Source organism: Aminobacter sp. SR38 (assembly GCF_014843375.1).
Classification (GTDB): Bacteria; Pseudomonadota; Alphaproteobacteria; order Rhizobiales; family Rhizobiaceae; genus Aminobacter; species Aminobacter ciceronei.
The window spans coordinates 3,885,453-3,911,797 of sequence record NZ_CP062112.1 but is presented as its reverse complement, the minus strand read 5'-3'; the positions used below and the strand labels follow the sequence as shown (position 1 = coordinate 3,911,797).

Sequence of the window (26,345 nt, the reverse complement as noted above, 5' to 3'; positions counted from 1 at the left end):
GCCGATCAGCGGTCGATTCGCGTCGACAGTACGATCGACGACAAGGTGCGTTCGACACCTTCGAGCGCACCTATTCGGTCGATCAAGGCATCGAGGTCGCGCACCGACGGCGCCTCGACGACGACGATCATGTCGAAATTGCCGCTGACCGAATGCAGCGTGCGCACCTCGGGAATCCGCTTCAGCACCGCCTCCACCGCCGCCGAGACCTTGGGCAGCGCGGTGACCAGGATATGCGCGCGAACCAGGTTCTTCTCGTAGTCTGGCGACAGCCTGACGCTGTAGCCAGCAATCACCCCACGCTGTTCCAGCCGCTCGATCCGGCTTTGCACCGTCGTTCGCGACACACCTAGCTTGCGCGCCAGCTCGGCCGTCGAGGCGCGCGCGTTCTCGCGCAACAAGGCAAGCAGGGCGCGGTCAGGGTCTGTCGTCATTTCGTCGATACCATACGTCGTTTCGTCCAAAACATATCGGCCTTTCGGCAATATCGATACTGCCTTTTGACGTGGTGCGACCGTAGACTCCGCGCGAAATTCCATTTGAAGGGGACATGACCATGAAACAGATCGTTGTCGTAGGCGCAGGCAAGATCGGCTCGACCATCGCCGACATGCTGGCCGAGAGTGGCGATTACCAGGTGACCGTGGTCGACCGCTCGCAGGCCGCACTTGATTCGCTCGAGACCGGCAACGCCGTGCAGGCACTTAAGGTCGAGATCGCCGAAGCTGGCGCCCTCGACGCCGTTTTGGCAGGCAAGTTCGCCGTACTTTCCGCTGCCCCCTTCCACCTCACCACGCGCATTGCCGAGGCAGCCGCCAAGGCCGGCGTGCACTATCTCGACCTGACCGAGGACGTCGCTTCGACCCGCATCGTCAAGGAACTGGCGACCACCGCCAAGAGCGCCTTCATCCCGCAGTGCGGCCTCGCACCGGGCTTCATCTCGATCGTCGCCAACGATCTCGCCAAGCGCTTCGATTCGCTGGAGAGCGTGCGCATGCGCGTCGGCGCACTGCCGCAGTACCCGTCCAATGCGTTGAACTACAATCTGACCTGGAGCACCGACGGCGTCATCAACGAGTATTGCGAGCCCTGCGAGGCGATCGTCGAAGGCTCGCTGGTCGAGGTGCCGCCGCTGGAAGAACGCGAAGAGTTCTCGCTCGACGGCATCACCTATGAGGCGTTCAACACCTCGGGCGGTCTCGGCACGCTGTGCGAGACCTACAAGGGCAAGGTGCGCACGCTGAACTACCGCACCATTCGCTATCCCGGCCACGCCGCGATCATGAAGGCGCTGCTCAACGATCTCGGCCTGCGTCACCGCCGCGAAGTGCTCAAGGACATCCTGGAGAACTCGCTGCCGGCGACCATGCAGGACGTGGTGGTGATCTTCGTCACCGTCAGCGGTCGCAAGGGCGGGCGCCTGCTCCAGGAAAGCTACGCCAACAAGATCTACAGCCGCCAGATGGGCAAGATGGTGCGCAGCGCCATCCAGATCACCACGGCTTCCGGCATCTGCGCCGTGCTCGACATGCTGGCCAACGGTACGCTGCCGCAGCAGGGCTTCATCCGCCAGGAAGACATCGCACTCGACGCCTTCCTCGCCAACCGCTTCGGCCACAACTACGCCCAGGCCACGTCAAGCCATCTGGCAGCCTGATTGGGGGACGCCTTACGGGGAGGATACCCCGGAGGTCATGATTTTTGCAGCGAGGGGTTAGGGGACCCCTCGCTTTCTTTTTGTCCGGATAGCTGCGACCGGCTCCCTGCTTGGCTCGGCCAAGGGCAAGTTCAGGCAGATCAGATCGCCACCATCGGCCCGAAGAAGCCGATGATGCGCGCGATTCGCTTCCCGTCGGGCGAAAGCTCGGCAATATCAAGGCCTTCGGGCAGCGGCGTGCCGTCGGCCTCGACGACGCGCCAGCCGAAACGGGCAACGCCGTGATGAAGATCGACAGAGGTGGTGCGGACGATCGTCGCACCGGGGCGGCTCATCCGGATACTTGCGATATGCACCAGAAGCTCATCAGCACCGACAATGTCGGCCCGCGGGTCGGTGTATGTCGCCCGCTCGGCCCAGACGGCTTCGAGCAGCTCCTTGCGACTGTCGGCGTCGGGTTCGTTCCAGACCGCGCAGTAGCGGTCAATGAGGCTGGTGACATCGGACGACATGGCTGGCTCCCGCATCGCAGGCGCCGACAATAGCGGAAAATCGCTGCTCAATCGCCGTGCAGGATGAATTCCAGGTAGAGGTTGCGCTGCAGGATCGAATGGTTGTCGTCGGAGACCAGCGATACCATCAGCGCGCCGTCGCTGCGCTGCCAGACGTCGAGCCCTTCCATGTTGTCGATCTGGTAGCCCATGTTGGCTTCCAGCAGCACCGGGCCGTCGGCGATCTGGCCCCTGGCGATTGTCTCGGAGGCAATGCGCCGGAGCCGCATCTTCACGCCCGAAGCCATCGAGAAGCTACGTTCAAGCAGCAGCAGGTCGCCATCGGGCAGGAAGGCGCCGTCGGTGATGTCGAACTCGCCATTGCGCTTGACCGTGAAGACGCCCTTCTTGGGCCCCTCGATGATCGCGGCGAAGATGTTGCCTGATGTGTCGAGGCTCTTTTCCGACACCACCACAAGCCCGCCCTTCTCAGTGGAATAGGCGACGGTCTCGAAGCCGCGATTCGTCCTGAGCTCGTTGCGCGGCACGAGGAACTCGAGCTCGCGGAACGGCGGCTGCATGTTGTCGGGATCGATGCGGTACTGGGCGACGCGGTGGGTGCGCTCGAAGCCGACGGTAGCGATACCGTCCTTCACCGCAAGGCCCTCTGCATCGGCCTGCCATTTCTTTTCGACGGCGACACCGGAGCTGTCCACCATCTGCACCATGCGAAAGTTCTCGATGCCCGTCGGGCGCATCGCGGAATCGCGGGCGACACGTCCAAAATACCAGAAGCCGGTGTCGGCGACGCCGATGAAGTCACTCCCCGATTTGAGGAAGCGGAAGGCCGACAGCGCGCCGAGATTGCGCGACGACGAGGTCATTTCGAGGCCGCCGACGAATTCGAGCGGACCAAAGATCTTCTGGTCGAGACCGATCTGGAAGCGGGCGATGGGACGGGCTGATATCTCGATGCGCTCGATGGCAGGCTGCTCGGCGCGCGAGGACGCGGTGAGCGATGCCGACAGCGCGAGCGCCGCCAAGGCAGCGCAAGCAAGGTGCCGCAGCCGGGCCATGGACAAGCTCACCCGGCGCGCCGGAAGCCGCCGCGGCGGGTCTCGCGCGCACTCTCTTCGCCGAACAGCGAGGCGAGCTGCTCGGTCATCGCACCTGCCAGTTCCTCGGCGTCGACGATGGTGACGGCACGGCGATAGTAGCGCGTGACGTCGTGGCCGATGCCGATCGCCAGAAGCTCGACCGGCGAGCGCGTCTCGATCAGGTCGATGACGGCGCGCAGATGGCGCTCCAGATAGTTGCCCGGATTCACCGACAGCGTCGAATCGTCCACCGGCGCGCCGTCCGAGATCATCATCAGGATCTTGCGCTGCTCGGGCCGTGCGATCAGGCGCTGGTGCGCCCAGAGCAGCGCTTCGCCGTCGATGTTTTCCTTAAGCAGGCCTTCGCGCATCATCAGGCCGAGATTGCGGCGGGCGCGGCGCCACGGCGCGTCGGCTGACTTGTAGATGATGTGGCGGAGGTCGTTGAGGCGGCCGGGATTCGGCGGCTTGCCGTCCTTCAACCACTTCTCGCGTGCTTGTCCGCCTTTCCAGGCGCGCGTCGTGAAGCCGAGGATCTCGACAGAGACGCCGCAGCGCTCCAGCGTGCGCGCCAATATGTCGGCGCAGGTTGCGGCAACGGTGATCGGACGGCCACGCATCGAGCCGGAATTGTCGAGCACCAGCGTGACGACGGTGTCGCGGAACTTGGTGTCGCGCTCCTGCTTGAACGACAGCGGCTGCATCGGGTCGATGACGACGCGCACGAGGCGTGCGGGGTCGAGATAGCCCTCTTCCAGGTCGAAGTCCCAGGAACGGTTCTGCTGCGCCATCAGGCGGCGCTGCAGGCGGTTGGCGAGACGGCCGACGACACCAGACAGATTGGCGAGCTGCTTGTCGAGGAAGGCGCGGAGACGGTCGAGTTCGTCCTCGTCACACAGCTCCTCGGCGCCCACCGTCTCGTCGAAAGCGGTGGTGAAGACCTTGTAGTCGATTTCCCGCGGCAGGTTGGCGAAGGGATTGTCCTGGCGGCGCGCCTCGCCCGGCGTCTCGGAATCGACGTCATCGTCGTCGGACATCTCGTCGGACGTGGCATCGGACGCCTCCATCTCGCCGGACTGCTCTTCGTCGGCGGAGGATTCGGCATCTTCGGACTGTGCCTGCTCGGAGCCGGAATCGTCCTCGCCGCCCTCCTCGCTCTGCTCCTCGCCTTGCGGCTGGTCGTCGTCCTGGTCCTCGTTGTCCTCGGTCTCCTGGTCGTCGCCATATTCCTCGGCCATCTCGAGCGAGGCCAGCATATGACGGACGACACGGGCGAAAGCCTGTTGGTCCTCGAGGCTGCCGAGCAGGCCGTCGAGATCGCCACCGGCCTTCTGGTCGACCCAGTCGCGCCAGAGCGCGACCATGCGCTCGCCGCTCTTGGGGACGGGCTGGCCGGTCAGCTTCTCGCGCACCATCAGCGCCAGCGCTTCCTCGAGCGGCGCTTCCGACTGTTCGGTGACGTCGGCGAGATTGGCCTTGGCGTATTTGTCCTCGAGCATCGAGGTGATGTTTTGGGCAACGCCTGTCATGGCGCGGCTGCCGATTGCCTCGACACGAGCCTGCTCGACCGCGTCGAACACGGCACGGGCTTGCTTGCCCTCGGGCGCCAGGCGGGCATGGATGCGGCCGTCGTGGCAGGCACGCTTCAGCGCCATGGAATCGCCGAGGCCCCGGGTGACGGCGATGTCACTGGGCGAGGCCTTCTTGGGCAACTCGGGCAGGCGGGCGCGATTGCCGGCAAGCGCCGGCCGCTCCTTGGCGAAGGCCACTTCGAGGCCGTTGTCCCCCGAAATGGCACGCATGCAGACGGTCATCGCGCGCTTGAAGCTGTCGGCTTCAGAGCCCGTCTTCGACTTGTTGCGTGTGTTGTCGCCCGGCCCTGCCATTTGAGCCTGTTCTTATCCAAGCACGACGTTGGCGGCGGATTCCGGCAGGTCCTCACCGAAGGCGCGCTGGTAGAATTCGGCAACGACTGAGCGTTCGAGTTCGTCGCACTTGTTCAGGAAGGTGAGCCTGAAGGCCATGCCGACATCGCCGAAAATCTCGGCGTTTTCAGCCCAGGTGATGACGGTACGCGGGCTCATGACCGTCGACAGGTCGCCATTGATGAAGGCCGAGCGCGTCATGTCGGCGACGCGGACCATCTTGTTGACGATCTCCTTGCCTTTGGCGTCGCGGTAGTGCTTGGCCTTGGCAATGACGATGTTCACTTCGTTGTCGTGCGGCAGGTAGTTCAGCGTGGTCACGATCGACCAGCGGTCCATCTGCGCCTGGTTGATCTGCTGGGTGCCGTGATAAAGGCCGGTCGTGTCGCCGAGGCCGACGGTGTTGGCGGTGGCAAACAGACGGAAGGCCGGGTGCGGGCGGATAACGCGGCTCTGGTCGAGCAGGGTCAGGCGGCCCGACGATTCGAGCACGCGCTGGATGACGAACATCACGTCGGGGCGGCCGGCGTCATACTCGTCGAAGCAGAGCGCGACATTGTGCTGGTAGGCCCAGGGCAGGATGCCGTCCTTGAACTCGGTGACCTGCATGCCTTCCTTGACGACGATCGCGTCCTTGCCGACCAGATCGATACGGCTGACATGGCTGTCGAGGTTGACGCGGACCATCGGCCAGTTGAGACGGGCGGCGACCTGTTCGATGTGGGTCGACTTGCCGGTGCCGTGGTAACCCGACACCATGACGCGGCGGTTGTAGGCGAAGCCGGCGAGGATCGCCATGGTCGTTGCCTTGTCGAACAGATAGTCCGGATCGATGTCGGGCACATGCTCCGACGAGGCCGAATAGGCCGGCACGACCATCTTCGAATCGAAGCCGAAGGTGTCTTTCACCGACACCGTGGTATCAGGCAGGTTGGTGATGTCGCGATCGACCTTGTTCATAGCGTCTCCACGCGCGTGGCTTCAGGCCACGCCGGCAATCGAATTTTCTTCGGGGGCGGTCATAAAGCCTTTTCCGACCAGATGAAAGTTGGAAAAAGGCCGCGACCGCGGCTGGCTCAACACAATCCCGCTTGCTTGAGCACGCGATATGCCTGGAGCACATCCCTGAAACGGTCTTCAGAACCTCGGTCGCCGCCATTGGCGTCGGGGTGGTGGCGTTTGACCAGTTCCTTGTAGCGCGCCTTGATATCGGAGCCGGTGGCGCGCGAATCGAGTCCCAGCGTCTCCAGTGCCTTGGCCTCCAAGGGCTTCGCCTTGCGCTGGCGCGGCGCGCCCTGGGCACCGAAGGGGTTATGCGGATCGCGCATGCGGCTGTAGTAGCCGGCGCGGCCCGAGCGCTGCTGGGCAAAGTCAGGCGCCGTACGCGCCGAGCCGTTGGATCCCATGGTCCAGGTCGGCCTGTGGCCGGTCAGCGCTTCCTTCTGGAAACGCGCGATATCGCCGTCGGCGAGGCCGGAGAAGTAGTTGAAGCCCTTGTTGTACTCGCGCACGTGATCGAAGCAGAAGCGGAAGTACTCGCCTTCCCTCATGCGGCCGACCGGCGCCTTGTGCGTTCCCGGCTGCTTGCAGCCGTCCCACTGGCAGAGCGGGGCATGCGACTTCACCTCCGCTTCCGGATCGGGCCGGACGCGGATCTTGTCGAAATATTTTGGGTACGGCTTCATCTGGTCGTATTTACCGCCTCTTGGCGCGGCGAAACAAGAATTGACATTTCGAGGATGTTGGCCCTAACGCCTGATTTGCGGCCCAATTTTGCCCGAGGGCATGATTGGTCGCGGCGACACATGTGGTGAAAGGCGAGACCGATGTCCATACAGGCGACTATCGAAACGAAGCTGAACGAGGCATTTTCGCCGGAGCGGCTCGTCGTGCTCAATGAAAGCCACCTGCATGCCGGCCACCACCATGTCGACGGCGGCCATCACGCCACCTTCGACGGGTCAGGCGAGACACATTTCCGCATCCGCATCGTCGCCCCCGCCTTTGCCGGCATGAGTCGCATCGACCGCCATCGCGCCGTCAACGACGCACTGGCAGCCGAACTCAAGGCCGGCCTGCACGCACTGGCGATCGAGCCGGCAGCCCCCGGCGAAGCGACACGCTGGTAATTTTCTTTCTGCACGATTGTTGAGCGCAGCCCCACGCTGCCTCGTCATTTGCCTGTCACATACATCCATTAGTCTGGATATATGGATGCAAACGACACGATCGACGCTCTCGCCGCGCTGGCCCAACCGACACGGCTGGAGGCCTTTCGCCAGATGGCCGCCGCCGAGCCGGACGGCATTGCCGCCGGCGACCTGGCACGCCGACTCGACGTGCCGCAAAACACCATGTCCGCGCATCTGGCCGTGCTGACCCGCGCCGGCCTCGCCGCCGGCGACCGCCAGGGGCGCTCGATCATCTACCGCGCCAACCTCCCTGCCCTGCGCAATGTGCTGTTGTTCCTGCTGCAGGATTGCTGCGACGGCAAGCCGGAGATCTGCGCGCCGCTGCTCGCCGAATTGTCTCCCTGCTGCACGCCATCGGAGTAATGCCATGACCCATCGGCCTTTCAACGTGCTTTTCCTCTGTACCGGCAACAGCGCCCGCTCGATCCTCGCCGAGGGCATCCTGCGCAAGGATGGGGCACCGCATTTCAACGCCTTTTCCGCCGGCAGCCAGCCCAGGGGCAGCGTCAATCCCTTCGCGCTCAAGGTGCTTGAAAGCTATGGCTATCCGGCCGACGGCTTCCGCTCGAAGACCTGGGATGAGTTCGCCGCGGCCGGCGCCCCGGAGATGGATTTCATCTTCACCGTCTGCGACGACGCTGCCGGCGAAGCCTGCCCGGTCTGGCTCGGCCATCCGGCCAACGCGCATTGGGGCATCGAGGATCCGAGCCACGTCGAAGGTACCGACCTCGAAAAGGAAGCAGCTTTCGTCACCGCTTTCAAATACATGCGCAACCGCATCAGGGCATTCACCGCGCTGCCCATCACCAGCCTCGACCGCATGGCGCTGACCGCACATCTGCATGATATCGGCAAGATGGAAGGTGCCAGCACAAAAGCAGGCGATTCCAGCACATGAGCGCTTTGCTCGCGCGGCGATTGCTTGCCGAATGCCTAGGAAGTGCCTTCCTTCTCGCAACCGTGGTCGGCTCCGGCATCATGGCGGCGCAGCTTGCGCAGGGTAACGTAGCGCTGGCACTGCTCTGCAATGCCCTGGCCACCGGGGCCATGCTGGTGGTGCTCATCACCATTCTCGCGCCAATCTCCGGCGCGCATTTCAACCCAGCAGTCAGCCTCGTGACGGCGCTCGACCGGCGCCTGGCATGGTCGCTGGTCGCGCCCTATGTCGCAGCACAAGCGAGCGGCGCGATACTGGGCGTATTGCTGGCGCACGCGATGTTCGACCTGCCGCTGCTGCAGGTCTCGACCACGGTCCGAACCGGCCCGGGCCAATGGCTCGGCGAGGCAGTCGCAACCTTTGGACTGGTGTTGACCATCCTCGGCTGCATTGCCCAGGCACCCAAAACGACGCCCGCCGCCGTCGGTCTCTACATCTTTGCGGCCTACTGGTTCATCTCGTCGACGTCCTTCGCCAATCCAGCTGTGACCATCGCGCGGGCGCTGACCGATACATTCGCGGGCATCGCGCCCGCCGACACGCCGGCATTCATCGCGGCCCAACTGGCCGGAGCGGTGCTTGGCCTGGCGGCAGGTCGGGTCTTGTGGCCGGGTGTTACTTCGGCGGACGCGCTGCGGCCGGTTGAGGCTCGACCACCGCGGGCCTGATCCTGATCCGCGCGAGGCGGTTCTTGTCGCGTTTCATGACGATGAAGCGCTTGCCGTGGAAGGTGAAGGCCTGCTTTTCCTCGGGGATCGACTGGGTCTCGTGGATGACGAGGCCGGCGATCGTCGTCGCCTCGTCGTCCGGCAGGTGCCAGTCGAGCGCGCGGTTGAGGTCGCGGATCGGCACGGTGCCATCGACGACCACGGAGCCGTCGGCCTCCTGCTTGACGCCCTGAATATCGATGTCGTGCTCGTCGGCGATCTCGCCGACGATCTCCTCGATGATGTCTTCCAGCGTCACCAGCCCTTCGACCTCGCCATATTCATCGACGACGATGGCGAAATGCGCCTTGCGCCGCAAAAAGGCGTTGAGCTGTTCCTGAAGCGAGGTCGTGTCGGGCACGAACCAGGGTTTGGAGGCGACTTTCGGCACGTCGACGCGTGAATAGTCGCCTTCGACGTCGTTGAGCGCGCGGAGCAGGTCCTTGGCGTGGACGACGCCGACGATGTTGTCGAGCGAGCCGCGCCACAACGGCATGCGGGTGTAGGGGCTCTGCAGGATCTCGCGCACCAGTGTCTCGGGCGCCATGTCGGCATTGATCGAGCGGATGTTGGTTCGGTGGACCATCACGTCCGACACCTCGAGCTCATGCAGGTCGAGCAGGCCGCCGACCTGGTCGCGGTCCTGCTTGACCACCTGGCCGTCGCGATGGAGTTCATCGACCGCGCCGCGCAGTTCGGCGTGGCCGGAACGCTGCGGCGTCAGCGCAATCAATTCGTAGCCGAGCGAGGCAAGCAGCCGCTCGCGGAAGGCCAGCCCGGCAAGGACCAGCCCTGACAGCGCGCCCGCAGCGATCCAGCCGGCCTCGATCATCCCTGACGCTGCTCCTTGAGGAAGGAAATCACTTCGGAGGCCGGCACGTCCTTGGCGATGAAGGACTGGCCGAGGCCGCGCGTCAGGATGAAGGTCAGTGCGCCGCGCGACACCTTCTTGTCCTGGGTAATGTAGTTGAACAACGCCTCGGCGTCCGGCAGGTCCCCAGGGATGTCGGACATGCGCCACGGCAGGCCGACGGCGCGCAGATGCGCCTCGACGCGTGCCGCATCGTCGGGGCTTGCCAGATTGAGCCTGGCCGAGAAGCGGTGCGCCAGCGCCATGCCGATTGCAACACCCTCGCCATGCACCAGCCGTGCACCGTCATAGGCAGTGGCAGCTTCAAGCGCGTGACCGAACGTATGGCCGAGATTGAGAAGCGCCCGGTCGCCGGTTTCGAACTCGTCGCGGGCAACCACGTCGGCCTTGGCGCGGCAGGACTGCGCAATAGCCTCGATGCGAGCCGCACCGCCCGAAAAGACCTCCTGCCAGTTCTGCTCCAGCCAGGCGAAGAAATCCGGGCGGTCGATCAGGCCGTATTTTGCGACCTCGGCATAACCGGCGCGGAATTCGCGCAACGGCAGCGTGTCGAGGGCCGCGGTGTCGGCCAGCACCAGCTTCGGCTGATGGAAGACGCCGATGAGGTTCTTGCCGCGCGGGCTGTTGATGCCGGTCTTGCCGCCGACAGACGAATCAACCTGCGCCAGCATCGAGGTCGGCATCTGCACGAAATTCATGCCGCGCCGCACGATGCCGGCGGCAAAACCGGTGAGATCACCGATGACGCCGCCGCCAAGCGCGATCACCGCATCACCGCGCTCGAGCCGGGCGGCAATGATCTGGTCGACAACGGTTTCCAGCGAGGAAAAGCTCTTGGTCTTTTCACCGGCTGGCAGTGTGATGACAGCAGGCGCATTGCCGACAGCCGTGAGACTTTCGACCAGCGGTTCGAGATGGGCAGCAGCGACATTCTCGTCGGTGACGATGGCACAACGCGCCTTGGGCAGGCGCTGCTGGATCAGCTCGCCGCCGCGCGCGATCAGGCCCGGGCCGATCAGGATCTCATAGGCGCGGTCGCCAAGTCCGACTTCGACGGTGACGACGCTCATTCGTGATCCTCCGAACCTTCCGAAACGTGAATTCTGCCGGGCACGCCGAGATGGCTGCACAGCGCCTCGATGACCTCGCTGGCGATCGCCTCCTTGCGGTCGTCGCGTGTCGCAACGGTGAGGTCGGCAAGCCCATAGACCGGGTAGCGTTCGTCCATCAGCTTGGCCAGCACGGCACGCGGATCGGCATTCTGCAACAGCGGCCGGTTCTGCTTCTTGGAAACGCGTTCCATCAGAAGGTCGAGCTCGGCCTTGAGCCAGACCGAAACGCCGTGGCCTGCGATTGCCGCGCGGGTCTGTGCATTCATGAAGGCGCCGCCGCCGGTCGACAGAACCTGCGGGCCACCTTCCAGGAGGCGGCCTATGACGCGCTGTTCAAGCGCGCGGAACTCGACCTCACCATAGCGTTCGAAGAGCTCGGGAATTGTCATCCGCGACACACTTTCGATCTCGTGGTCACTGTCGATGAAACCGAGGCCGAGCGACTGCGCGACCTTGCGGCCGATGGCGGTCTTGCCGGCGCCCATGAGGCCGACGAAAACGATCGAACGGGTGCCGAGCCGTTCTAGCAGGGCGGCTACGGAGCCTTCGGGAAATGGAGTCTGCGCGTCGGGTGTCATGGCGTCCCTTTCGCCGGCGTATCGACATGAAAAGCCCCGTTGCGTCAAGCGCATGACCGCAAACGCGCCCTTGAATTGCCTGTGACGGCGTCCCATAAGGGCACAGGATAGGACAGACGGGCAAACACATCGATGCCGACACTTTTCCGGTTCCTTGTCACGCTCGCTGTTCTGGCGGGCATCGCATACGGCGCCATGTTTGCGCTGGTGATGTTCGTCGAGCCGAAGAAGGCTGAGATAACCATCCGCATTCCACCGGAAAAGCTCGCGCCCAAAAAATGAAAAGCGGCGCGCGCATCGAGGCCTTCCTCGAAATGATGAGTGCCGAGCGTGGCGCTGCCGACAACACGCTGGCCAGCTATCGCCGCGACCTCGAAGACGCCTCGGAATTTCTCGGCGGCCGCCTCGCCGACGCCGACGCCCCAGCCATCCGCGGCTATCTCGACGACATTGCCGGCCGCGGCTTCGCAGCGACCTCACAGGCACGCAAGCTGTCGGCGCTCCGGCAGTTCTTCCGCTTCCTTTATGCCGAAGGCCTGCGAACCGACGACCCCACCGGCGTCCTCGACAGCCCGAAGAAGGATCGGCCGCTGCCCAAGACGATGAGCGAGGCCGAAACAGGCCGGCTGCTTGACCGCGCGGCGATGGAAGCGAGCGAATCCGCCGAGGGCGACAGCCTGGCGGCGACCCGGCTGCACGCGCTTGTCGAGGTGCTCTATGCCACCGGCTTGCGCGTTTCGGAGTTGGTCAGCCTGCCGCTAACGGTGGCGCTGCGCGACGAGCGCTTCTTCGTCGTGCGCGGAAAGGGCGAGAAGGACCGTATGGTGCCGCTGTCAGCCAAGGCGCGCGAGGCGATGCGGCGCTGGCTGGGTGACCGCAATGCCAACCCACGGCTGGTCGAAAGTCCGTTCCTGTTCCCGGCTTCGTCGGAAAGCGGGCACATGCCGCGCCAGGTCTTCGCCCGAGAACTCAAGGGTCTGGCCGCCCGCGCTGGCATCGCTTCGGCGAAAATCTCGCCACACGTGCTGCGCCATGCCTTTGCCAGCCACCTGCTGCAGAATGGCGCCGACTTGCGCGCGGTGCAGCAATTGCTTGGCCATTCCGACATTTCGACCACGCAAATCTACACCCATGTGCTGGAAGAAAGGCTGTTGAAACTGGTCAACGAGCATCATCCGCTTGCCGATTAGGGCCCATATCGCTATGTGAGTGCCACGTTCCACTGGCGCGGTGCCACAGTCCCCGGCCCCCGGTGCCTCAAATTTTCAGCGTGGTAGTCCGCTCGCCAATGTACAATTACCTCGATTTCGAAAAACCGGTCCAAGATCTCGAAGGCAAGATCCTCGAGCTCAAGAAGCTTGCCGAAAATGGCGAGGCCGTCGATGTCGGCGACGAGATCAAGCGGCTGGAGAAGCGCTCGCGTGATGCTCTGCGTGACGCCTATAAGGCGCTGACGCCCTGGCAGAAGGTCCAGGTGGCGCGCCACCCCGACCGCCCGCACTGCCTCGACTACATCAACGGCCTGTTCACCGATTTCGCGCTTCTGGCCGGCGACCGCAATTTCGGCGAAGACAATGCCATGGTCGGCGGCTTCGCCCGCTTCCGTGGCGAGCCGGTGCTTGTGCTCGGCCAGGAAAAGGGCAACGACACCAAGAGCCGCCTCAAGCACAATTTCGGCTCGGTCCGCCCCGAGGGCTACCGCAAGGCCGTGCGCCTGATGGAAATGGCCGACCGCTTCAACATCCCCGTCGTCATGCTTGTCGACACCGCGGGCGCCTATCCGGGCGTCGGCGCCGAAGAGCGCGGCCAGGCCGAAGCCATCGCGCGCTCGACCTCAGCCTGCCTCGGCCTCAAGGTGCCGTCGATCGCGGTTGTGATCGGCGAAGGCGGCTCGGGCGGCGCGATCGCCATTGCCACCGCCAATCGCGTGTTCATGCTCGAGCATGCGATCTATTCGGTGATCTCACCGGAAGGTGCCGCCTCCATCCTGTGGCGTGACACGACGCGTTCCAAGGACGCGGCGACCAACATGAAGATCACTGCGCAGGACCTGCTCTCGCTCAAGATCATCGACAAGATCATCGACGAGCCGCTGGGCGGCGCTCACCGCAACGCCGAGGCGGTCATTTCGGCCACCGGCGACCTGATCGCCAAGACTTTCGCCGAATTCAACGGCTCGAACATCGATTTCCGCGAGCAGCGCCGCGAGAAGTACCTCTCCATCGGCCGCAGCCTCTAGCATCCGCCCGAAAATCGGAATCGATTTTCGCAAGGCGCAATGCGCAGCCTGTGATTGCACAAACTGTGGGCCCCATGGGCCACGGCACGTTTTCGCCACAAAAATGCCGCCTCGCCCGGCTCAATGAACTTGCCGTGATTTTTCGCGCGTGGGACGGGCCAAGAACTTGCGGTAAGGATTTTTCAAGGTTAACGACCCTAAGGTCGAGGCAGTACCAGGACGGGCCGGTTGTTGGCGCATGCGCCATGACTGCAATGTAGAAACGACATTTAGACCGATGATCGCCAATATCGCACGCGCCGGATTGCTTCTCGCTGCCCTTGCGGTGGCAGGCTGTTCGGAATCCTCCGTGACCGACTTCGTGCCGCAGCACGCCAACCGCCAGCTGCCGGCCAAGATCATGGCCGAGATGAAGGCCAAGGGCATGAACAAGAGCTCGCCCGTGCTGGCGCGCGTGTTCAAGGAAGAAGGCAAGCTGGAAGTCTGGAAACAGAAGACCAACGGCCGCTACGACATCGTTGCCAGCTACGACATCTGCAAGATGTCGGGCAAGCTCGGCCCCAAGTTCACCGAGGGCGACCGCCAGTCGCCGGAGGGGTTCTACACCGTGCGTCCGGGACAGATGAACCCGAACTCCAGCTATCACCTCGCCTTCAATATCGGCTATCCCAACGCCTTCGACCGCGCCAACGGCCGCACCGGCTCGAACCTGATGGTTCACGGCGCCTGCTCGTCGTCAGGCTGCTTCTCGATGACCGATGCGCAGATCGAGGAAATCTACGCCTTCGCGCGCGATGCCTTCAAGGGCGGCCAGACCGAATTCCAGGTCCAGTCCTATCCGTTCCGCATGACCGCGGCCAACATGGCCCGCTACCGCAACGACCCGAACTACCAGTTCTGGGCGATGCTGAAGGAAGGCTACGACCACTTCGAGATCACCAAGGTGCCGCCGAAAGTCGACGTCTGCGAAAAGCGCTACGTCTTCAACCAGGTCCCGGAAGCAGGTGGCACGTTCAACCCGACGGGCGCCTGCCCTGCAGTGACCCAGCCGCAGGCGCTGCAGACCGCTTATCAGGCCTACAAGAGCAAGTATGACGCTGCTTTCGCCAGCGCCACCGGTGGCGACATTCCCGCGCCCAAGCCGACGATTGCCGGCATCAAGGAAGCGGCAATCGTTTCGGACTGGACCAAGCGCCGTGCCCGCGGCGAGCGCGTGACCCTGGAGCCGCCGGCGATGGCCCAGGACGGCAGCATCGTCCAGACCACCGCCCGCATGGGTCGTATCGATTCGGCCGAAGGCCGCCGCATGGCAGCGCTCGATGCGGCAGCGGAAGCCAAGAAGAAGGCTGCCGAGGAAAAGGCGCAAGCCATCGCTGCCGCCAAGGCTGCCAAGCTTGCCGCCCAGCAGCAGGTCGAGATCGCCGCCGTGCCGCAGCCACAGCCCGCAGTGACCGAAGCGCCGACGCGGGCCGCCCAGGCGGCCCCCGCCGAAGAGGCAGGAGCTGCCACCAAGCTCAAGAAGAAGCTGCTCAACCTGTTCGGCAGCTGATCGGCGTGGGCGAAACCACCGAAATCTACGATCTCAGGGGGCTCAATTGCCCCCTGCCCGTGCTCAAGGCCAAGCGCCGGCTCGCCGACATGTCGTCAGGCGAGCTGTTGTGGCTCGAAACCACCGACCCGCTGGCTGTCATCGACATCCCGGCCTTCTGCCAGGAGGCTGGCCACCGCCTGATCGAGACCACGGCCGTTTCAGGCGGCCACCGTTTTCTGGTCGAACGCGGAAGCTGAGTTCGGAGTCGGTGTGTCCTTGGAGGCAGCGACAGGACCCTACCGCCCGGCGATCGCCAGCGGGTTGTTTTCCATCGCTTCGCGGTCCGGCGTGTCGATGGCAGGTTTGTTGACGAAGGCGGCAAACAGGCGTTCGACATAGTCGCGCGGCAGGTCGATGCCGATCAGCACCAGCCTTGTGCCGCGAACCGCATCCGGCCATGACGGCAAGCGTGCCGGCGGATGCAGCAGTTTCTGCACGCCATGGATGACCAACGGCCGCTCCCGGTCTTCCAGCAGTTCGACGATGCCCTTGATCCGCAACAGCTTGTCGCCTTGCGTCGACAGCAACAGGTCGAGGAACATCTCGACCGTCGAGAAAGGCAGCGCACCGGCGTGCGTCAGCGACAACGAGCCGACCCGGCTGTCGTGATGATGGCCATGGTCGTGATCATGATGATCGTCACCGTGGTGATGATGGTGACCGTGGTCACCGTGATGGTGGTGAAGATCGTGCGCTTGCGCCCCGCCCAGCCAGCGGCGTACGTCCGCGGTCTTGGTCGCCGGGTCATAGAGCCCGCACTGCAACAGCTTTGCCACCGCTGCACCTTCGACGTCGCGGATTTCGGCGCCCGGATTGATGCGGGCAAGCCGCGCCTTGAGCGCATCGAGCCATTCGGCATCGTCGACGAGATCGGCCTTGGTCAGGACGATGCGGTCGGCCACCGCCACCTGCTTGACCGCCTCGACATGGGCGTCGAGTGTCGCCGAACCATTGACAGCATCGACGACTGTGATGACGCCGTCGAGCCGGAAGGCGTGGATGAGTGCGGGATGCCCCATGATCGACTGCAGCACCGGCACCGGATCGGCAAGGCCGGTGGTCTCGATCACAACCCGCGCCAGCCGCTCGATTCGGCCGGTCTGCAGGCGGTCGACGAGATCGGCCAGCGTGTCGACGAGCTCGCCGCGCACGGTGCAGCAGAGGCAGCCGTCGGACAGCTCGATGACACCGTCGGAGGCCTTTTCGACCAGCAGGTGGTCGATGGCGACATCGCCGAATTCGTTGATGATGACGGCCGTGTCGGTGAGCTCGGGGTCCTTGAGCAGCCGGTTGAGCAGCGTCGTCTTGCCGGCGCCGAGAAAGCCGGTCAGCACCGATACCGGGATCGGGAAAACTGCCTGCGAATTCACGAGCGCGCCTGAACCTTGCCAGCAACTGGTGCAGCACCTGCGGGCGCTGGCCTGTCGGGACGCCAGGTCGGCAACGGCACGCCCGTCTCGATGACGATGTCGCGGCCGCCAAGCGCCTTGGGCATCGGCCCGGTGGCGCCGCCCAGGCTGACGGTGACCCAGTTACGCTGGCGTGTCATTTCAGGAATGATCGAGACCTTGTCGGGCGCAGCCCCTGCCTCGGTCGGCGCCGGCCCATCGGAAGCCGCATGCTTGGCCTTGGGCGAGCAGACTTCCTCGCGCATGCTCGTCGCGACGTCGCGGTTGTCGCCATAGGGCGCAAGCCCTGTAACGCTGACCGACGCGCCGTTGCGGACAAAACCGGTCTGCAGCATCTTCGCCGCCTCTTCGGCGCGATTGTCTGGTGAGTCCGCGCCGAGCACGATCGCCGCAAGTGTCCTGCCGTCGCGGGTGGCGGTGGCGATCAGGTTGAAGCCGGATTCGCAGACGAAACCGGTTTTCATGCCGTCGGTGCCGGGGAAGCGGCCGACCAGCGGATTGAAGTTCTTGAGTTTGGCCTTGCCGGCAATGATGCCTTCGATGTCGAAATAGGCGGCATATTCAGGATATTCGAGGCGGATCGCCCTGACCAGGATCGCAAGGTCGCGCGCCGTCGTATACTGCTCGGGATCGTGGAGGCCGTTGGCATTGACCCAGTGGCTGCCGACCATGCCGAGGCGCTGCGCCTCGGCGTTCATCCGTGCGGCGAAGGCCTCTGGCGTGCCGCCGACATTTTCGCCGATCGCAGCCGCCACGTCGTTGGCCGACTTGACCATGATGATCTTCAGCGCGTTGTCGAGCGTCAGCACGGAACCCGGCTTGTAGCCCATCTTGGCCGGCGGGAAGGCCGCCGCCTTCTTGGAGATCTTGATCGGCGAATTGAGCGCCAGCTCGCCGGCCTGGACGGCGCGGAAGGCGGTATAGGCGGTCATCAGCTTGGTCAGCGAGGCCGGATGCCAGCGCTTGAACGCTTCCTGGTGCTCGATGACGGCGCCCGAATTGACGTCGAAAAGCATCGCCGGATTGGCCGACGCGGGGACAGCGCCCAGCACGGTTGCGACCGTTAGGCCGAGGAGCATGCTTCTGACGAACCTAATCTTCATCATCAAATCCGAAATCGCCTCTTGCCGATCATAGCCGGCCGTCCATAAGATTTCCGTAAACCGAGATGGCGACGCGCTGGCCGGTACGAAAGACCCATGGCCACGGCGTCGCCGCCGCTGCTAAATAACCTATGTGACGCCAAGATGGCAGAGCTTGGGCGATCACAATTGCGAATCCGGACCCCTGGCTCAACAAACAGACGGTCCAACAAACAGGAAGTCGAGACCAACATGCCGATCCTGAACCGAGCCGCCGAAATGCAGGACGAGATCGCCGGCTGGCGCCGTCAACTGCACCAGAAGCCGGAACTCAATTTCGACGTCTTCGAGACCGCCGCCTTCGTCAAAGCCAAGCTCGAGGAGTTCGGCTGCGACGAGATCGTCACCGGCCTCGGCAAGACGGGCGTCGTCGGCATCATCAAGGGCAGCCTCGGTGCAGGCGGCGTCGTTGGCCTGCGCGCCGACATGGACGCGCTGCCGATCGAGGAGATCACCGGCAAGCCTTATGCTTCGACAGTACCTGGCAAGATGCATGCCTGCGGCCATGACGGCCACACGGCGATGCTTCTGGGTGCCGCCAAATATCTCGCCGAGACGCGCAATTTCGCCGGCCAGGTGGCCGTCATCTTCCAGCCGGCCGAAGAAGGCGGCGGCGGCGGCAACGAGATGGTCAAGGACGGCATGATGGAGCGCTTCGGCATCCAGAAGGTGTTCGGCATGCACAACATGCCGAGCCTGCCGGTTGGCCAGTTTGCCATCCGCCCGGGCGCGATCATGGCGGCGACCGCCGAGTTCACCATCACCGTCAAGGGCAAGGGCGGCCATGCCGCCATGCCGCACCGCGCCATCGACCCGATCGTCGCCGGCAGCCAGCTGGTGACGGCTCTGCAGGCGATCGCCTCGCGCAACACCGATCCGGCCGAGGCGATCGTCGTTTCGGTGACCAAGTTCCTCGCCGGCACCGCCTACAACATCATTCCCGAGCAGGCTGTCATTGCCGGCACGGTGCGCACGCTGAAGAAGGAAATCGCCAAGCTCGCCGAGGAGCGCATGGGCGCCATCTGCCGCGGCATGGCGGAAGCCACCGGCACGGCGATCGAGCTCGACTACGACGCCAACTACCCCGTCACCTTCAACCACGAGAACGAGACCGTGTTTGCCGGCGATGTCGCTGCCTCCGTCGCCGGCGAGCCGCAGGTGCACCGGGCGATCCAGCCGCTGATGGGCGGCGAGGACTTTTCCTACATGCTGGAAGCCCGCCCCGGCGCCTTCATCTTCATCGGCAATGGCGACACCGCCAACCTCCACCACCCCGCCTACGACTTCAACGACGAAGCCATCCCGCACGGCGTCAGCTACTGGGTCCGCCTCGCCGAAACGGCCCTCGCGGCCTGACCTTCGCCGCCCCAACGCGTCCATGGCCGCCTGCCGGCCCTGGACGCGGACACAGCATTTGGCAGGGCCGGCAGCGGCCGAAACGTTTCAGGCAAAGCCCACCAAAAACCGTTGGCGAATCCGCTCGAAGCCGCTATGTGTGCAGCCGAGTGGTCCCGTAGCTCAGTAGGATAGAGCGGCAGATTCCTAATCTGTAGGTCACAGGTTCGATTCCTGTCGGGATCACCACTCCATTCTCTCGCAGATGTGTTTGAATGCGGCGCAATCGCATTTTGCATGCCCTCGGCGATCTGTGTATCCAAATTCATTCACCTCAATACTCATCTATGCCAACTGCTCATAGCTGTGTGCTGAAAATTCACTTTTCTGACTGACCGAACTTTCCTCAACTGACCACTCCGCCACAGGCCCCAAGCGAGGAACGCGGGCTGGCGGCCAACCGTCAGGAGGGACGTCATGACACCAAGGATTATCGCGATCGGCTGTTCGGTGCTGGCGCTGACCGCCGGCGTGGCTCGGGCCGCCGACTGGGGCAGCAAGGTGCCGACGGAGATCAACATCACCGACCCCTACCTCAAGCAGTGGAACGCCTTGACCTATGACAAGGCGCCGCCGGCGCTGGAGCCGGGCAAGGATTATGGCATGGCGGAGGACGGCACGTTTCGCGCGCCACGCGCCACGCCGCTGGGCGGCAGCCCGGCCTTCCCGGGACAGCTGGAGGCCTGGGACGACAAGAGCTACAGCCAGAATGTCGAGGAGATCGCATTTTACCCGCACATCAGCTCGCCCTGGCATGCCTGGCCCGACGTCGCCGATTTCAACGGCAAGCGCTACATGTATGTGCACGACCGCGACTACATGCGGGTGCTCGACATCACCGATCCGGCCAAGGCCAAGGTCGTCTATTCCAAGGGCGGCGTGTGGGGGCCGGAGGGTTCGAGCGAGGACTGGGACGCCAAGACAGTCCAGGACTATTTCGGCGGCATCACCATCGCCTGGAGCGAAAAACTCCAGAAGAACGTCGTCGTCGCCTCCTACGAGATCGGCCGCTTCGGCATCCTCGACAACAAGCGCACCCAGCCCGACATCGTCGCGAGCCTGCGCAACTACAATTCGCTCAAGGGCTTCAAGGTCTATGAGATGAACGGGCCGCTGCCCGACGACTGGAAGCTGATCGCCACACGCACCACCGACAGGAAGAACCCTGATGCGCCGATCGGCCAGCAACAGGGTTCGGGCTCACTGGATGCGCCGGCCTGGTTCGGCGGCAAATACATGTATCTGTCGGCGGCACCAGACGATTCCTTCGCGCTGACCGAATACCCCGATTACCTGCACTCGCCGGGCTATCAGGTCTGGGACATGTCGGACCCGGCCAATCCGGTCTTTGTCAGCCAGGTGACGGTGCCCGGCCAGGTGGTCGGCGACAAGGCGAGCGAAGACGCGTATCTGATGAACCCGCGCGCCGGCAACCGCACGTCGTGGATGGGTTCGCGCATGCCGCCCTTCCTGCCGACCCCGGTTGAAAAGGGCGGCAAGGTCGCTTTCGGCGCCATGGGCGGGCTCGGCCTCTACACCTTCGATCTTTCCAATCCCGCCAGGCCGGAGATCAAGGGGCATGTCGAGACAGCACCGAGCTTTGCCGGCACCGAGTTCGACAATGTCGACACCAGCCAGTATGCGCGCACCGGATACGTCTTCGCCAATGGCTATCCGATGAACTCGAACTGCTACGAGCCCTACAAGGATGTGCTGGTGATCGACGCCAAGGATGTGGCGGCACCCAAGGTGGTGGCGACCTTGCCGCGGCCTGTCCCGCCGAAGGAAGCCAAGTTCAGCGATTTCTGCCAGCGCAAGGGCAGCTTCGGGCCCAAGCGCTCCGGCACCACGCACCAGCCCGGCCATGGCCGCGACGGCATCGTGCCTTACGCCTTCTACAATGCCGGGCTGCAGATCTTCGACGTCAAGGACCCGGCCCAGCCGAAGATATCAGGCTATTTCGTGCCGCGTTTCCCCACGACATCTGAAATGCCCGACTACACCTTCGACAATGCCAGCTTCGCGGTGTTCACCGAATATGACCGCAACATCATCTGGCTGTTTTCGGTCGGCGGCGTGCATGCGCTGAAGACGCCGCTGCTGGGCGAACCCAAGATGGGGATGAGCGACCAGGTCTGGCCGCCGCGCGACTGAGCCGATCGATCTGCTTCGGCGTTCAAACCCCGGCTTTATGCCGGGGTTTGTGTTTTGTCGCGCAAGCGCGCCCGTTCAGTGCCCGGGGTGCAGCGCGTCGTTGAGATACATGCAGGTCAGCATGGTGAAGATGTAGGCCTGGATCACCGCCATCAGAAGTTCGAGCGCGGTCAGCGCAACCGTCATGGCAAGCGGCAACACGGCGGCGAAGACGCCGAGCGTGCCCATGCCGCCGAGGCTTGCGACAAAACCGGCAAAGACCTTGAGCGTGATGTGGCCGGCCAGCATGACGGCAAACAGGCGCACCGAATGGCTGATCGGCCGCGAGATGTAGGAGACGATCTCGATCGGCACGATGATCGGCGCCAACGCCAGCGGCACGCCGGATGGCAAAAACAGCCGGAAGAAGCCGAGCCCGTTTTTCCAGATGCCGTAGAGCGTGACAGTGCCGAACACGATCATCGCGAAGGCGAAGGTGACGATGATGTGGCTGGTGACAGTGAAGGCATAAGGAAACATGCCGGCGAGGTTGGCGATCAGGATGAAGACGAACAGCGAAAACACCAGCGGGAAAAATGTCATGCCGCCCTCGCCGGCATTTTCGCGCAGTGTTTTCGACACGAACTCGTAGATCAGCTCGGTGATCGACTGCAGTCGGGTCGGCACAAGCGCACGCGCACTTGTCGACAAAAGCAGGAACAGCCCGCCGAATACGGCGACGCCGACCATGTAGGCGGCGGAGTTGGTGAAGGCGATCTCCTGGCCGGCAAACTCGAACAGGGTGACGATCGGCTTGATTTCAAATTGTTCTATCGGTCCGGCCATGGCGCCTCTCCGGTCTGGGTGATGCGAATGCGAAAGCGCGCGCCCCGGAACCCGATCCGGAAGCCTGACAGGGTCGAGCGCACAGCGCAGTCCGCCGCGCGGCGGCTGCATGTTTTCGCGGTTTCAAGGTGTGAACAGGTTCGGGTGACAAGTCTGCGGCGCCATCTCTTGGATGGGGCCGTCCCCGAACGTACTAGGCACTGGTCGTCCAGTGCGTGCGCTTGTTAGCCCAGCTCAGCTGATTGGGCAAGGCAGGAAGGGACGCGGCGCAAGGCCGTGTCCAAATCGGGATAGGGCATCAGATGTGCAGCGCGTGGCCGAGCGTGCGTAGTGCTGCCTCGAGGAAGGCTTCGCCCTGGGTCGGGTGAGCATGGATGGTGCCGGCAATGTCTTCCAGCCTGGCGCCCATCTCGATCGCCAGGCTGAAGGCAGAGGAAAGCTCGGCGACACCGGTGCCGACGGCCTGGATGCCGAGCACCAGATGGTTGTCGGCACGGGCAACGATGCGCACGAAACCGTCTTCGCCGAGCAAGGTCATCGCCCGGCCATTGGCCGAGAACGGGAATGACGACGACTTGATCTCGGTGCCGAGCGCCTTGGCTTCGTCGGGCGAAAGACCCGCGGTGACGACCTCCGGATCGGTGAAGCAGACGGCGGGGATCGAACGCTTGTCCCAGCTGCGCTTGTGGCCGGCGACGATCTCGGCGACCATTTCGCCCTGGGCCATGGCGCGGTGCGCCAGCATCGGCTCGCCGGTGACGTCGCCGATGGCATAGATGCCGCGCATCGAGGTGCGGCACTGGTCGTCGATGCGGATGAAGCGGCCGTCGCGGTCGAGGTCGATCTCCTCGAGGCCCCAGCCTTCGACCAGCGGCTTGCGCCCGACAGTCACCAGCACCTTGTCGGCCGCAATCTTCTGCTCGCTGCCGTCGGCGGCCTCGACCAGCAGCGCATCGCCCTTGGCTGAAAGCCCCTTGGCCTTGGCACCGGTCAGCACCTTGACGCCGAGCGCTTCGAGCCTTTTGGCGACGGGCCGGGTCAGCTCGGCATCATATTGCGGCAGGATGCGCGGCAAGGCTTCAACGACCGTCACCTTGGCGCCGAGCTTGGCAAAGGCTGTGCCAAGCTCAAGGCCGATATAACCGCCGCCGACGACGGCGAGTGCTTGCGGCACCTGCTTCAGCGCCAGCGCCCCGGTCGACGAGATCACCGATCCGCCGAAGGGCAGGAACGGCAGCTCGACAGGCACCGAACCGGTGGCGATGACGATGGTTTCGGCGCGGATCACCTGCAGGCCGGTTTCGGTGTCGACCTCGACGGTCTTGCCGTCGCGGAAGCGCGCCCAGCCCTGCACCGACTTGACCCGGGCCTTCTTGAGCAGGCCGGCAACGCCTGTGGTCAGGCGGCCGACGATGCGGTCTTTCCAGGCAACCGTCCTGGCGAGATCGAGTGCCGGTGCCGACAGGGAGATGCCGAGCGGGCTTGTGCCCGCCGCCATCTCCGAGACCTTCAGATATTCGTCGGCGGCATGGATCATCGCCTTGGAGGGGATGCAGCCGACATTGAGGCAGGTGCCACCGGGCTTGACCGCTTCGACGATGACGGTGTCGATGCCGAGCTGGCCAGCGCGGATGGCGCAGATATAGCCGCCGGGTCCGGCACCGATGATCAGAAGCTTGCAGGAGATTTCCTTCACAGCTCAGCCCTCCACGAAGATCATTGCCGGCGCTTCGAGCAGCGCCTTGATGCGCTGGACGAAGACCGCCGCGTCCCAGCCGTCGATGACGCGATGGTCGAAGCTGGAGGACAGGTTCATCATCTTGCGCGGCACGAACTGGGTGCCGTCCCACATCGGCCGGATCATGATCTTGTTGACGCCGACGACCGCCACTTCCGGGTAGTTGATAACGGGCGTGGTGGCGACGCCGCCCATCGCACCGAGCGAGGTGATGGTGATGGTCGAGCCGGTCAGCTCCTCGCGCGTTGCCGTGCCGGCCTTGGCGGCCTCGGCAAGACGGTTGACCTCGGCGGCACAATCCCAGAGGTCGCGCGCCTCGGCGTGCTTGACCACAGGCACCATCAGGCCACCCGGCGTCTGGGCGGCCATGCCGATATGCACGCCGGCATGGCGATGGATGATGCCGGCGTCGTCGTCATAAACGGCGTTGAGCTGCGGCTGCTCGCCGACGGCCTTGACCAGCGCCCGCATCAGGAACGGCAGCAAGGTCAGCTTCGGCCGGTCCGGCTTCTTTGCGGCGTTGAGCTTGGCGCGCAGCTCCTCGAGTCCGGTGACGTCGATCTCCTCGACATAGGTGATGTGGGGGATGCGCGACTTGGCAAGCGCCATCTTTTCGGCGATGCGCCGGCGCAGGCCGATGACCTTTATCTCCTCGACACCTGACTTGGCCTGCAAGCCGGCCACTGGGACCGCCGCACCGCGCGCGGCAAAACCGTCGAGATCTTCATGGGTGACGCGGCCGGCCGGACCGGTGCCGGGGATCTGGCGCAGGTCGATGCCGGCTTCCTTGGCGCGCAAGCGCACGGCGGGCGACGCCAGCGGGCGTTCGCCTTCCGGCCTGGGCAGGCCGACCGTTGTCGCACTTGGCACAGGCTTGAGCGCTGCCGTGGGCGCTAGTGGCTTTGCCGCAGGTTCGGCTTTCTTAGCCGGCGCAGGAGCCGCTTCCACAGCTGCCGGGGCTGGCTGCCTGGCCTCGCTTTTCGGCTCGGCCGCAGCGACCTCAGCCACAGTTTCCGCCGGTCCGTCGCCGGCAATTTTGATGCGCACGATCGGCGAACCGACGGCGACGGTTTCGCCGATCTCGGCGCCGAGCCAGATGATCTCGCCATCGACCGGCGAGGGGATTTCGACCGTTGCCTTGTCGGTCATGACGGCGGCGATCACCGCGTCCTCGCGCACGAGGTCGCCGATCTTGACGTGCCATTCGACCAGTTCGGCCTCGGCCACGCCTTCGCCGACGTCGGGAAGCTTGATGACATGTTCGCCCATGTTCAGGCCCCCATCGTTTCGATCAAAGCTTCGCCGACCCGCTTGGGGCCGGGGAAATAATCCCATTCCTGGGCATGCGGATAAGGCGTGTCCCAACCGGTGACGCGGGCGACCGGTGCTTCGAGATGGTAGAAGCAGTGCTCCTGCACCAGGGCTGCCAGCTCGGCACCGAAGCCCGAGGTCAGCGTCGCCTCATGCACGACGACACAGCGGCCGGTTTTCTTGACCGAGGCGATGATGGTTTCGAGGTCGAGCGGCAGCAGTGTCCTGAGGTCGATGATTTCGGCGTCGATGCCGGTCTCCTCAGCCGCCGCCTGGGCGACATAGACCATAGTGCCATAAGCGAGAACGGTGACGGCGGAACCCGGCCGACGGATCTCTGCCTTGCCGAGCGGGGTGGTGTAGTGCCCATCGGGCACCTCGCCCAACTCATGCTTCGACCATGCCGTGACGGGACGGTCGTGATGGCCATCGAAGGGGCCGTTGTACAATCGTTTCGGCTCCAGAAAGATCACCGGATCCGGGTCTTCGATCGAGGCGATCAGCAGGCCCTTGGCGTCGAGCGGATTGGACGGCACGACCACCTTAAGGCCGGAAACATGGGTGAACAGCGCTTCAGGGCTCTGGCTGTGGGTCTGGCCGCCGAAGATGCCGCCGCCAGTGGGCATGCGAATGACGATCGGACAGGTGAACTCGCCATTGGAGCGGTATCGCAACCGTGCCGCTTCCGAAACGATCTGGTCATATGCGGGATAGACGTAGTCGGCGAACTGGATTTCGATACATGGCTTGAGGCCATAGGCAGCCATGCCGACGGCGGCGCCGACGATGCCAAGTTCGCTGATCGGCGCGTCGAAACAGCGCTCCCGACCGTATTTCTGCTGAAGACCCTGGGTGCAGCGGAAGACGCCACCGAAATAGCCGACGTCCTCGCCGAAAACGACGACGTTGTCATCGCGGCCCATGGCGACATCCATGGCGCTGCGGATGGCCTCGATCATTGTCATGCGCGGCAT

Annotated in this window: 27 protein-coding genes and 1 tRNA gene; 13 read left to right on the top strand and 15 right to left on the bottom strand. The window is 64.1% G+C overall.

From position 1 onward, the window contains the following. Nucleotides 1-5: 5 nt before the first annotated feature. Nucleotides 6-434: an Lrp/AsnC family transcriptional regulator gene (locus IG197_RS19200; RefSeq protein ID WP_154386110.1), complete on the bottom strand. Its 429-nt coding sequence runs from the start codon at nt 432-434 to the stop codon at nt 6-8. 122 nt (nt 435-556) lie between these two features. Between IG197_RS19200 and IG197_RS19195 the strand changes: the two genes are divergently transcribed. Continuing rightward, entirely contained in the window at nt 557-1,657 is a 1,101-nt protein-coding gene (locus IG197_RS19195; RefSeq protein WP_192314296.1) for a saccharopine dehydrogenase family protein, read from the top strand. Nucleotides 1,658-1,797: 140 nt separating this feature from the next. Here IG197_RS19195 and IG197_RS19190 read toward each other — a convergent pair whose 3' ends face one another. The 5 genes from IG197_RS19190 to IG197_RS19170 all read right to left on the bottom strand — a co-directional run bounded on the left by IG197_RS19190 (nt 1,798) and on the right by IG197_RS19170 (nt 6,855). Then, a complete protein-coding gene (locus IG197_RS19190; protein WP_192314293.1) occupies nt 1,798-2,169 on the bottom strand; it encodes a nuclear transport factor 2 family protein in 372 nt (123 codons plus the stop codon). Nucleotides 2,170-2,216: 47 nt separating this feature from the next. Further along, on the bottom strand, nt 2,217-3,224 hold the full coding sequence (locus tag IG197_RS19185; RefSeq protein WP_192314291.1) for an esterase-like activity of phytase family protein: 1,008 nt from the start codon (nt 3,222-3,224) through the stop codon (nt 2,217-2,219). Between the two features lie 8 nt (nt 3,225-3,232). Continuing rightward, nucleotides 3,233-5,131 carry a cobaltochelatase subunit CobT gene (gene cobT / locus IG197_RS19180; protein WP_154386106.1) on the bottom strand — a complete coding sequence of 633 codons (1,899 nt, stop codon included), beginning with the start codon at nt 5,129-5,131 and terminating at the stop codon, nt 3,233-3,235. Between the two features lie 12 nt (nt 5,132-5,143). Next, nucleotides 5,144-6,130: a cobaltochelatase subunit CobS gene (gene cobS / locus IG197_RS19175; protein WP_067957584.1), complete on the bottom strand. Its 987-nt coding sequence runs from the start codon at nt 6,128-6,130 to the stop codon at nt 5,144-5,146. A gap of 116 nt (nt 6,131-6,246) precedes the next feature. Further along, nucleotides 6,247-6,855 (bottom strand): J domain-containing protein, encoded by a 609-nt coding sequence (locus IG197_RS19170; protein ID WP_192314288.1) that lies wholly within the window; start codon nt 6,853-6,855, stop codon nt 6,247-6,249. A gap of 141 nt (nt 6,856-6,996) precedes the next feature. Between IG197_RS19170 and IG197_RS19165 the strand changes: the two genes are divergently transcribed. From IG197_RS19165 to IG197_RS19150, 4 genes are all read left to right on the top strand, one after another. Further along, nucleotides 6,997-7,299 (top strand): BolA family transcriptional regulator, encoded by a 303-nt coding sequence (locus tag IG197_RS19165; RefSeq protein WP_192314286.1) that lies wholly within the window; start codon nt 6,997-6,999, stop codon nt 7,297-7,299. Between the two features lie 81 nt (nt 7,300-7,380). After that, nucleotides 7,381-7,725, top strand: coding sequence for a helix-turn-helix transcriptional regulator (locus IG197_RS19160; protein WP_192314283.1), 345 nt, complete (start codon nt 7,381-7,383; stop codon nt 7,723-7,725). Between the two features lie 4 nt (nt 7,726-7,729). Continuing rightward, nucleotides 7,730-8,260 carry an arsenate reductase ArsC gene (locus IG197_RS19155; protein WP_154386102.1) on the top strand — a complete coding sequence of 177 codons (531 nt, stop codon included), beginning with the start codon at nt 7,730-7,732 and terminating at the stop codon, nt 8,258-8,260. Continuing rightward, nucleotides 8,257-8,967: an MIP/aquaporin family protein gene (locus tag IG197_RS19150; protein WP_192314280.1), complete on the top strand. Its 711-nt coding sequence runs from the start codon at nt 8,257-8,259 to the stop codon at nt 8,965-8,967. Before IG197_RS19155 ends, IG197_RS19150 begins: the two co-directional genes overlap by 4 nt. On the opposite strand, the gene IG197_RS19145 is transcribed toward IG197_RS19150, so the two are convergent. The 3 genes from IG197_RS19145 to IG197_RS19135 are packed head-to-tail and all read right to left on the bottom strand — an operon-like array spanning nt 8,915 to nt 11,567. Next, complete coding sequence (locus tag IG197_RS19145; protein ID WP_154386100.1) at nt 8,915-9,838, bottom strand: HlyC/CorC family transporter; 924 nt, start codon at nt 9,836-9,838, stop codon at nt 8,915-8,917. The two genes, IG197_RS19150 and IG197_RS19145, sit on opposite strands and share 53 nt — an antisense overlap. Continuing rightward, nucleotides 9,835-10,947, bottom strand: a complete 1,113-nt coding sequence (aroB, locus tag IG197_RS19140; protein WP_192314278.1) for a 3-dehydroquinate synthase — start codon at nt 10,945-10,947, stop codon at nt 9,835-9,837. Before aroB ends, IG197_RS19145 begins: the two co-directional genes overlap by 4 nt. Further along, the gene (locus tag IG197_RS19135; protein WP_067957558.1) at nt 10,944-11,567 is read right to left on the bottom strand and encodes a shikimate kinase; all 624 of its coding nucleotides are present in this window, start codon (nt 11,565-11,567) and stop codon (nt 10,944-10,946) included. The genes aroB and IG197_RS19135 overlap by 4 nt, the downstream gene beginning before the upstream one ends. A gap of 132 nt (nt 11,568-11,699) precedes the next feature. Here IG197_RS19135 and IG197_RS19130 point away from each other — a divergent pair, with 132 nt between their 5' ends. The 5 genes from IG197_RS19130 to IG197_RS19110 all read left to right on the top strand — a co-directional run bounded on the left by IG197_RS19130 (nt 11,700) and on the right by IG197_RS19110 (nt 15,594). Then, entirely contained in the window at nt 11,700-11,849 is a 150-nt protein-coding gene (locus IG197_RS19130; RefSeq protein ID WP_067957555.1) for a histidine kinase, read from the top strand. Beyond that, complete coding sequence (locus tag IG197_RS19125; RefSeq protein ID WP_154386098.1) at nt 11,846-12,757, top strand: site-specific tyrosine recombinase XerD; 912 nt, start codon at nt 11,846-11,848, stop codon at nt 12,755-12,757. The genes IG197_RS19130 and IG197_RS19125 overlap by 4 nt, the downstream gene beginning before the upstream one ends. A gap of 98 nt (nt 12,758-12,855) precedes the next feature. Then, nucleotides 12,856-13,806: an acetyl-CoA carboxylase carboxyltransferase subunit alpha gene (locus tag IG197_RS19120; RefSeq protein WP_067957550.1), complete on the top strand. Its 951-nt coding sequence runs from the start codon at nt 12,856-12,858 to the stop codon at nt 13,804-13,806. A gap of 277 nt (nt 13,807-14,083) precedes the next feature. Next, complete coding sequence (locus IG197_RS19115) at nt 14,084-15,355, top strand: murein L,D-transpeptidase family protein (RefSeq protein ID WP_192314275.1); 1,272 nt, start codon at nt 14,084-14,086, stop codon at nt 15,353-15,355. A 5-nt stretch (nt 15,356-15,360) separates the two neighbouring features. Further along, nucleotides 15,361-15,594, top strand: coding sequence for a sulfurtransferase TusA family protein (locus IG197_RS19110; protein ID WP_067957542.1), 234 nt, complete (start codon nt 15,361-15,363; stop codon nt 15,592-15,594). A gap of 39 nt (nt 15,595-15,633) precedes the next feature. Here IG197_RS19110 and IG197_RS19105 read toward each other — a convergent pair whose 3' ends face one another. Together IG197_RS19105 and IG197_RS19100 are read right to left on the bottom strand one after the other, a co-directional pair. Next, nucleotides 15,634-16,767, bottom strand: coding sequence for a GTP-binding protein (locus IG197_RS19105; protein WP_192314272.1), 1,134 nt, complete (start codon nt 16,765-16,767; stop codon nt 15,634-15,636). Continuing rightward, nucleotides 16,764-17,912 (bottom strand): D-alanyl-D-alanine carboxypeptidase family protein, encoded by a 1,149-nt coding sequence (locus IG197_RS19100; protein WP_192314269.1) that lies wholly within the window; start codon nt 17,910-17,912, stop codon nt 16,764-16,766. Before IG197_RS19100 ends, IG197_RS19105 begins: the two co-directional genes overlap by 4 nt. A gap of 228 nt (nt 17,913-18,140) precedes the next feature. On the opposite strand from IG197_RS19100, the gene IG197_RS19095 reads away from it, so the two are divergent. From IG197_RS19095 to IG197_RS19085, 3 genes are all read left to right on the top strand, one after another. Continuing rightward, a complete protein-coding gene (locus IG197_RS19095; RefSeq protein ID WP_192314266.1) occupies nt 18,141-19,304 on the top strand; it encodes a M20 aminoacylase family protein in 1,164 nt (387 codons plus the stop codon). Nucleotides 19,305-19,455: 151 nt separating this feature from the next. Beyond that, nucleotides 19,456-19,532, top strand: a tRNA-Arg gene (locus IG197_RS19090). Nucleotides 19,533-19,760: 228 nt separating this feature from the next. Continuing rightward, entirely contained in the window at nt 19,761-21,497 is a 1,737-nt protein-coding gene (locus tag IG197_RS19085) for a hypothetical protein (RefSeq protein ID WP_192314252.1), read from the top strand. A 75-nt stretch (nt 21,498-21,572) separates the two neighbouring features. On the opposite strand, the gene IG197_RS19080 is transcribed toward IG197_RS19085, so the two are convergent. From IG197_RS19080 to IG197_RS19065, 4 genes are all read right to left on the bottom strand, one after another. Then, entirely contained in the window at nt 21,573-22,322 is a 750-nt protein-coding gene (locus IG197_RS19080; RefSeq protein WP_192314249.1) for a F0F1 ATP synthase subunit A, read from the bottom strand. A gap of 298 nt (nt 22,323-22,620) precedes the next feature. Continuing rightward, nucleotides 22,621-24,018, bottom strand: coding sequence for a dihydrolipoyl dehydrogenase (lpdA, locus tag IG197_RS19075; RefSeq protein ID WP_192314246.1), 1,398 nt, complete (start codon nt 24,016-24,018; stop codon nt 22,621-22,623). A gap of 3 nt (nt 24,019-24,021) precedes the next feature. Beyond that, nucleotides 24,022-25,329 carry a dihydrolipoamide acetyltransferase family protein gene (locus IG197_RS19070; protein WP_192314243.1) on the bottom strand — a complete coding sequence of 436 codons (1,308 nt, stop codon included), beginning with the start codon at nt 25,327-25,329 and terminating at the stop codon, nt 24,022-24,024. A 2-nt stretch (nt 25,330-25,331) separates the two neighbouring features. After that, on the bottom strand, nt 25,332-26,345 hold the full coding sequence (locus IG197_RS19065; RefSeq protein WP_182575151.1) for an alpha-ketoacid dehydrogenase subunit beta: 1,014 nt from the start codon (nt 26,343-26,345) through the stop codon (nt 25,332-25,334).

Bases quoted from the DNA above. Each gene is read 5' to 3' on its own strand.
- IG197_RS19200 (WP_154386110.1), bottom strand. From the start codon at position 434: ATGACGACAGACCCTGACCGCGCCCTGCTTGCCTTGTTGCGCGAGAAC.
- IG197_RS19185 (WP_192314291.1), bottom strand. From the start codon at position 3,224: ATGGCCCGGCTGCGGCACCTTGCTTGCGCTGCCTTGGCGGCGCTCGCG.
- IG197_RS19085 (WP_192314252.1), top strand. From the start codon at position 19,761: ATGACACCAAGGATTATCGCGATCGGCTGTTCGGTGCTGGCGCTGACC.
- IG197_RS19160 (WP_192314283.1), top strand. From the start codon at position 7,381: ATGGATGCAAACGACACGATCGACGCTCTCGCCGCGCTGGCCCAACCG.
- IG197_RS19170 (WP_192314288.1), bottom strand. From the start codon at position 6,855: ATGAAGCCGTACCCAAAATATTTCGACAAGATCCGCGTCCGGCCCGAT.
- IG197_RS19150 (WP_192314280.1), top strand. From the start codon at position 8,257: ATGAGCGCTTTGCTCGCGCGGCGATTGCTTGCCGAATGCCTAGGAAGT.
- IG197_RS19135 (WP_067957558.1), bottom strand. From the start codon at position 11,567: ATGACACCCGACGCGCAGACTCCATTTCCCGAAGGCTCCGTAGCCGCC.
- IG197_RS19115 (WP_192314275.1), top strand. From the start codon at position 14,084: ATGATCGCCAATATCGCACGCGCCGGATTGCTTCTCGCTGCCCTTGCG.
- IG197_RS19190 (WP_192314293.1), bottom strand. From the start codon at position 2,169: ATGTCGTCCGATGTCACCAGCCTCATTGACCGCTACTGCGCGGTCTGG.
- IG197_RS19065 (WP_182575151.1), bottom strand. From the start codon at position 26,345: ATGCCGCGCATGACAATGATCGAGGCCATCCGCAGCGCCATGGATGTC.
- IG197_RS19125 (WP_154386098.1), top strand. From the start codon at position 11,846: ATGAAAAGCGGCGCGCGCATCGAGGCCTTCCTCGAAATGATGAGTGCC.
- aroB (WP_192314278.1), bottom strand. From the start codon at position 10,947: ATGAGCGTCGTCACCGTCGAAGTCGGACTTGGCGACCGCGCCTATGAG.
- IG197_RS19130 (WP_067957555.1), top strand. From the start codon at position 11,700: ATGCCGACACTTTTCCGGTTCCTTGTCACGCTCGCTGTTCTGGCGGGC.
- IG197_RS19095 (WP_192314266.1), top strand. From the start codon at position 18,141: ATGCCGATCCTGAACCGAGCCGCCGAAATGCAGGACGAGATCGCCGGC.
- cobT (WP_154386106.1), bottom strand. From the start codon at position 5,131: ATGGCAGGGCCGGGCGACAACACACGCAACAAGTCGAAGACGGGCTCT.
- IG197_RS19165 (WP_192314286.1), top strand. From the start codon at position 6,997: ATGTCCATACAGGCGACTATCGAAACGAAGCTGAACGAGGCATTTTCG.
- IG197_RS19155 (WP_154386102.1), top strand. From the start codon at position 7,730: ATGACCCATCGGCCTTTCAACGTGCTTTTCCTCTGTACCGGCAACAGC.
- IG197_RS19145 (WP_154386100.1), bottom strand. From the start codon at position 9,838: ATGATCGAGGCCGGCTGGATCGCTGCGGGCGCGCTGTCAGGGCTGGTC.
- IG197_RS19120 (WP_067957550.1), top strand. From the start codon at position 12,856: ATGTACAATTACCTCGATTTCGAAAAACCGGTCCAAGATCTCGAAGGC.
- IG197_RS19080 (WP_192314249.1), bottom strand. From the start codon at position 22,322: ATGGCCGGACCGATAGAACAATTTGAAATCAAGCCGATCGTCACCCTG.
- cobS (WP_067957584.1), bottom strand. From the start codon at position 6,130: ATGAACAAGGTCGATCGCGACATCACCAACCTGCCTGATACCACGGTG.
- IG197_RS19070 (WP_192314243.1), bottom strand. From the start codon at position 25,329: ATGGGCGAACATGTCATCAAGCTTCCCGACGTCGGCGAAGGCGTGGCC.
- IG197_RS19100 (WP_192314269.1), bottom strand. From the start codon at position 17,912: ATGATGAAGATTAGGTTCGTCAGAAGCATGCTCCTCGGCCTAACGGTC.
- IG197_RS19195 (WP_192314296.1), top strand. From the start codon at position 557: ATGAAACAGATCGTTGTCGTAGGCGCAGGCAAGATCGGCTCGACCATC.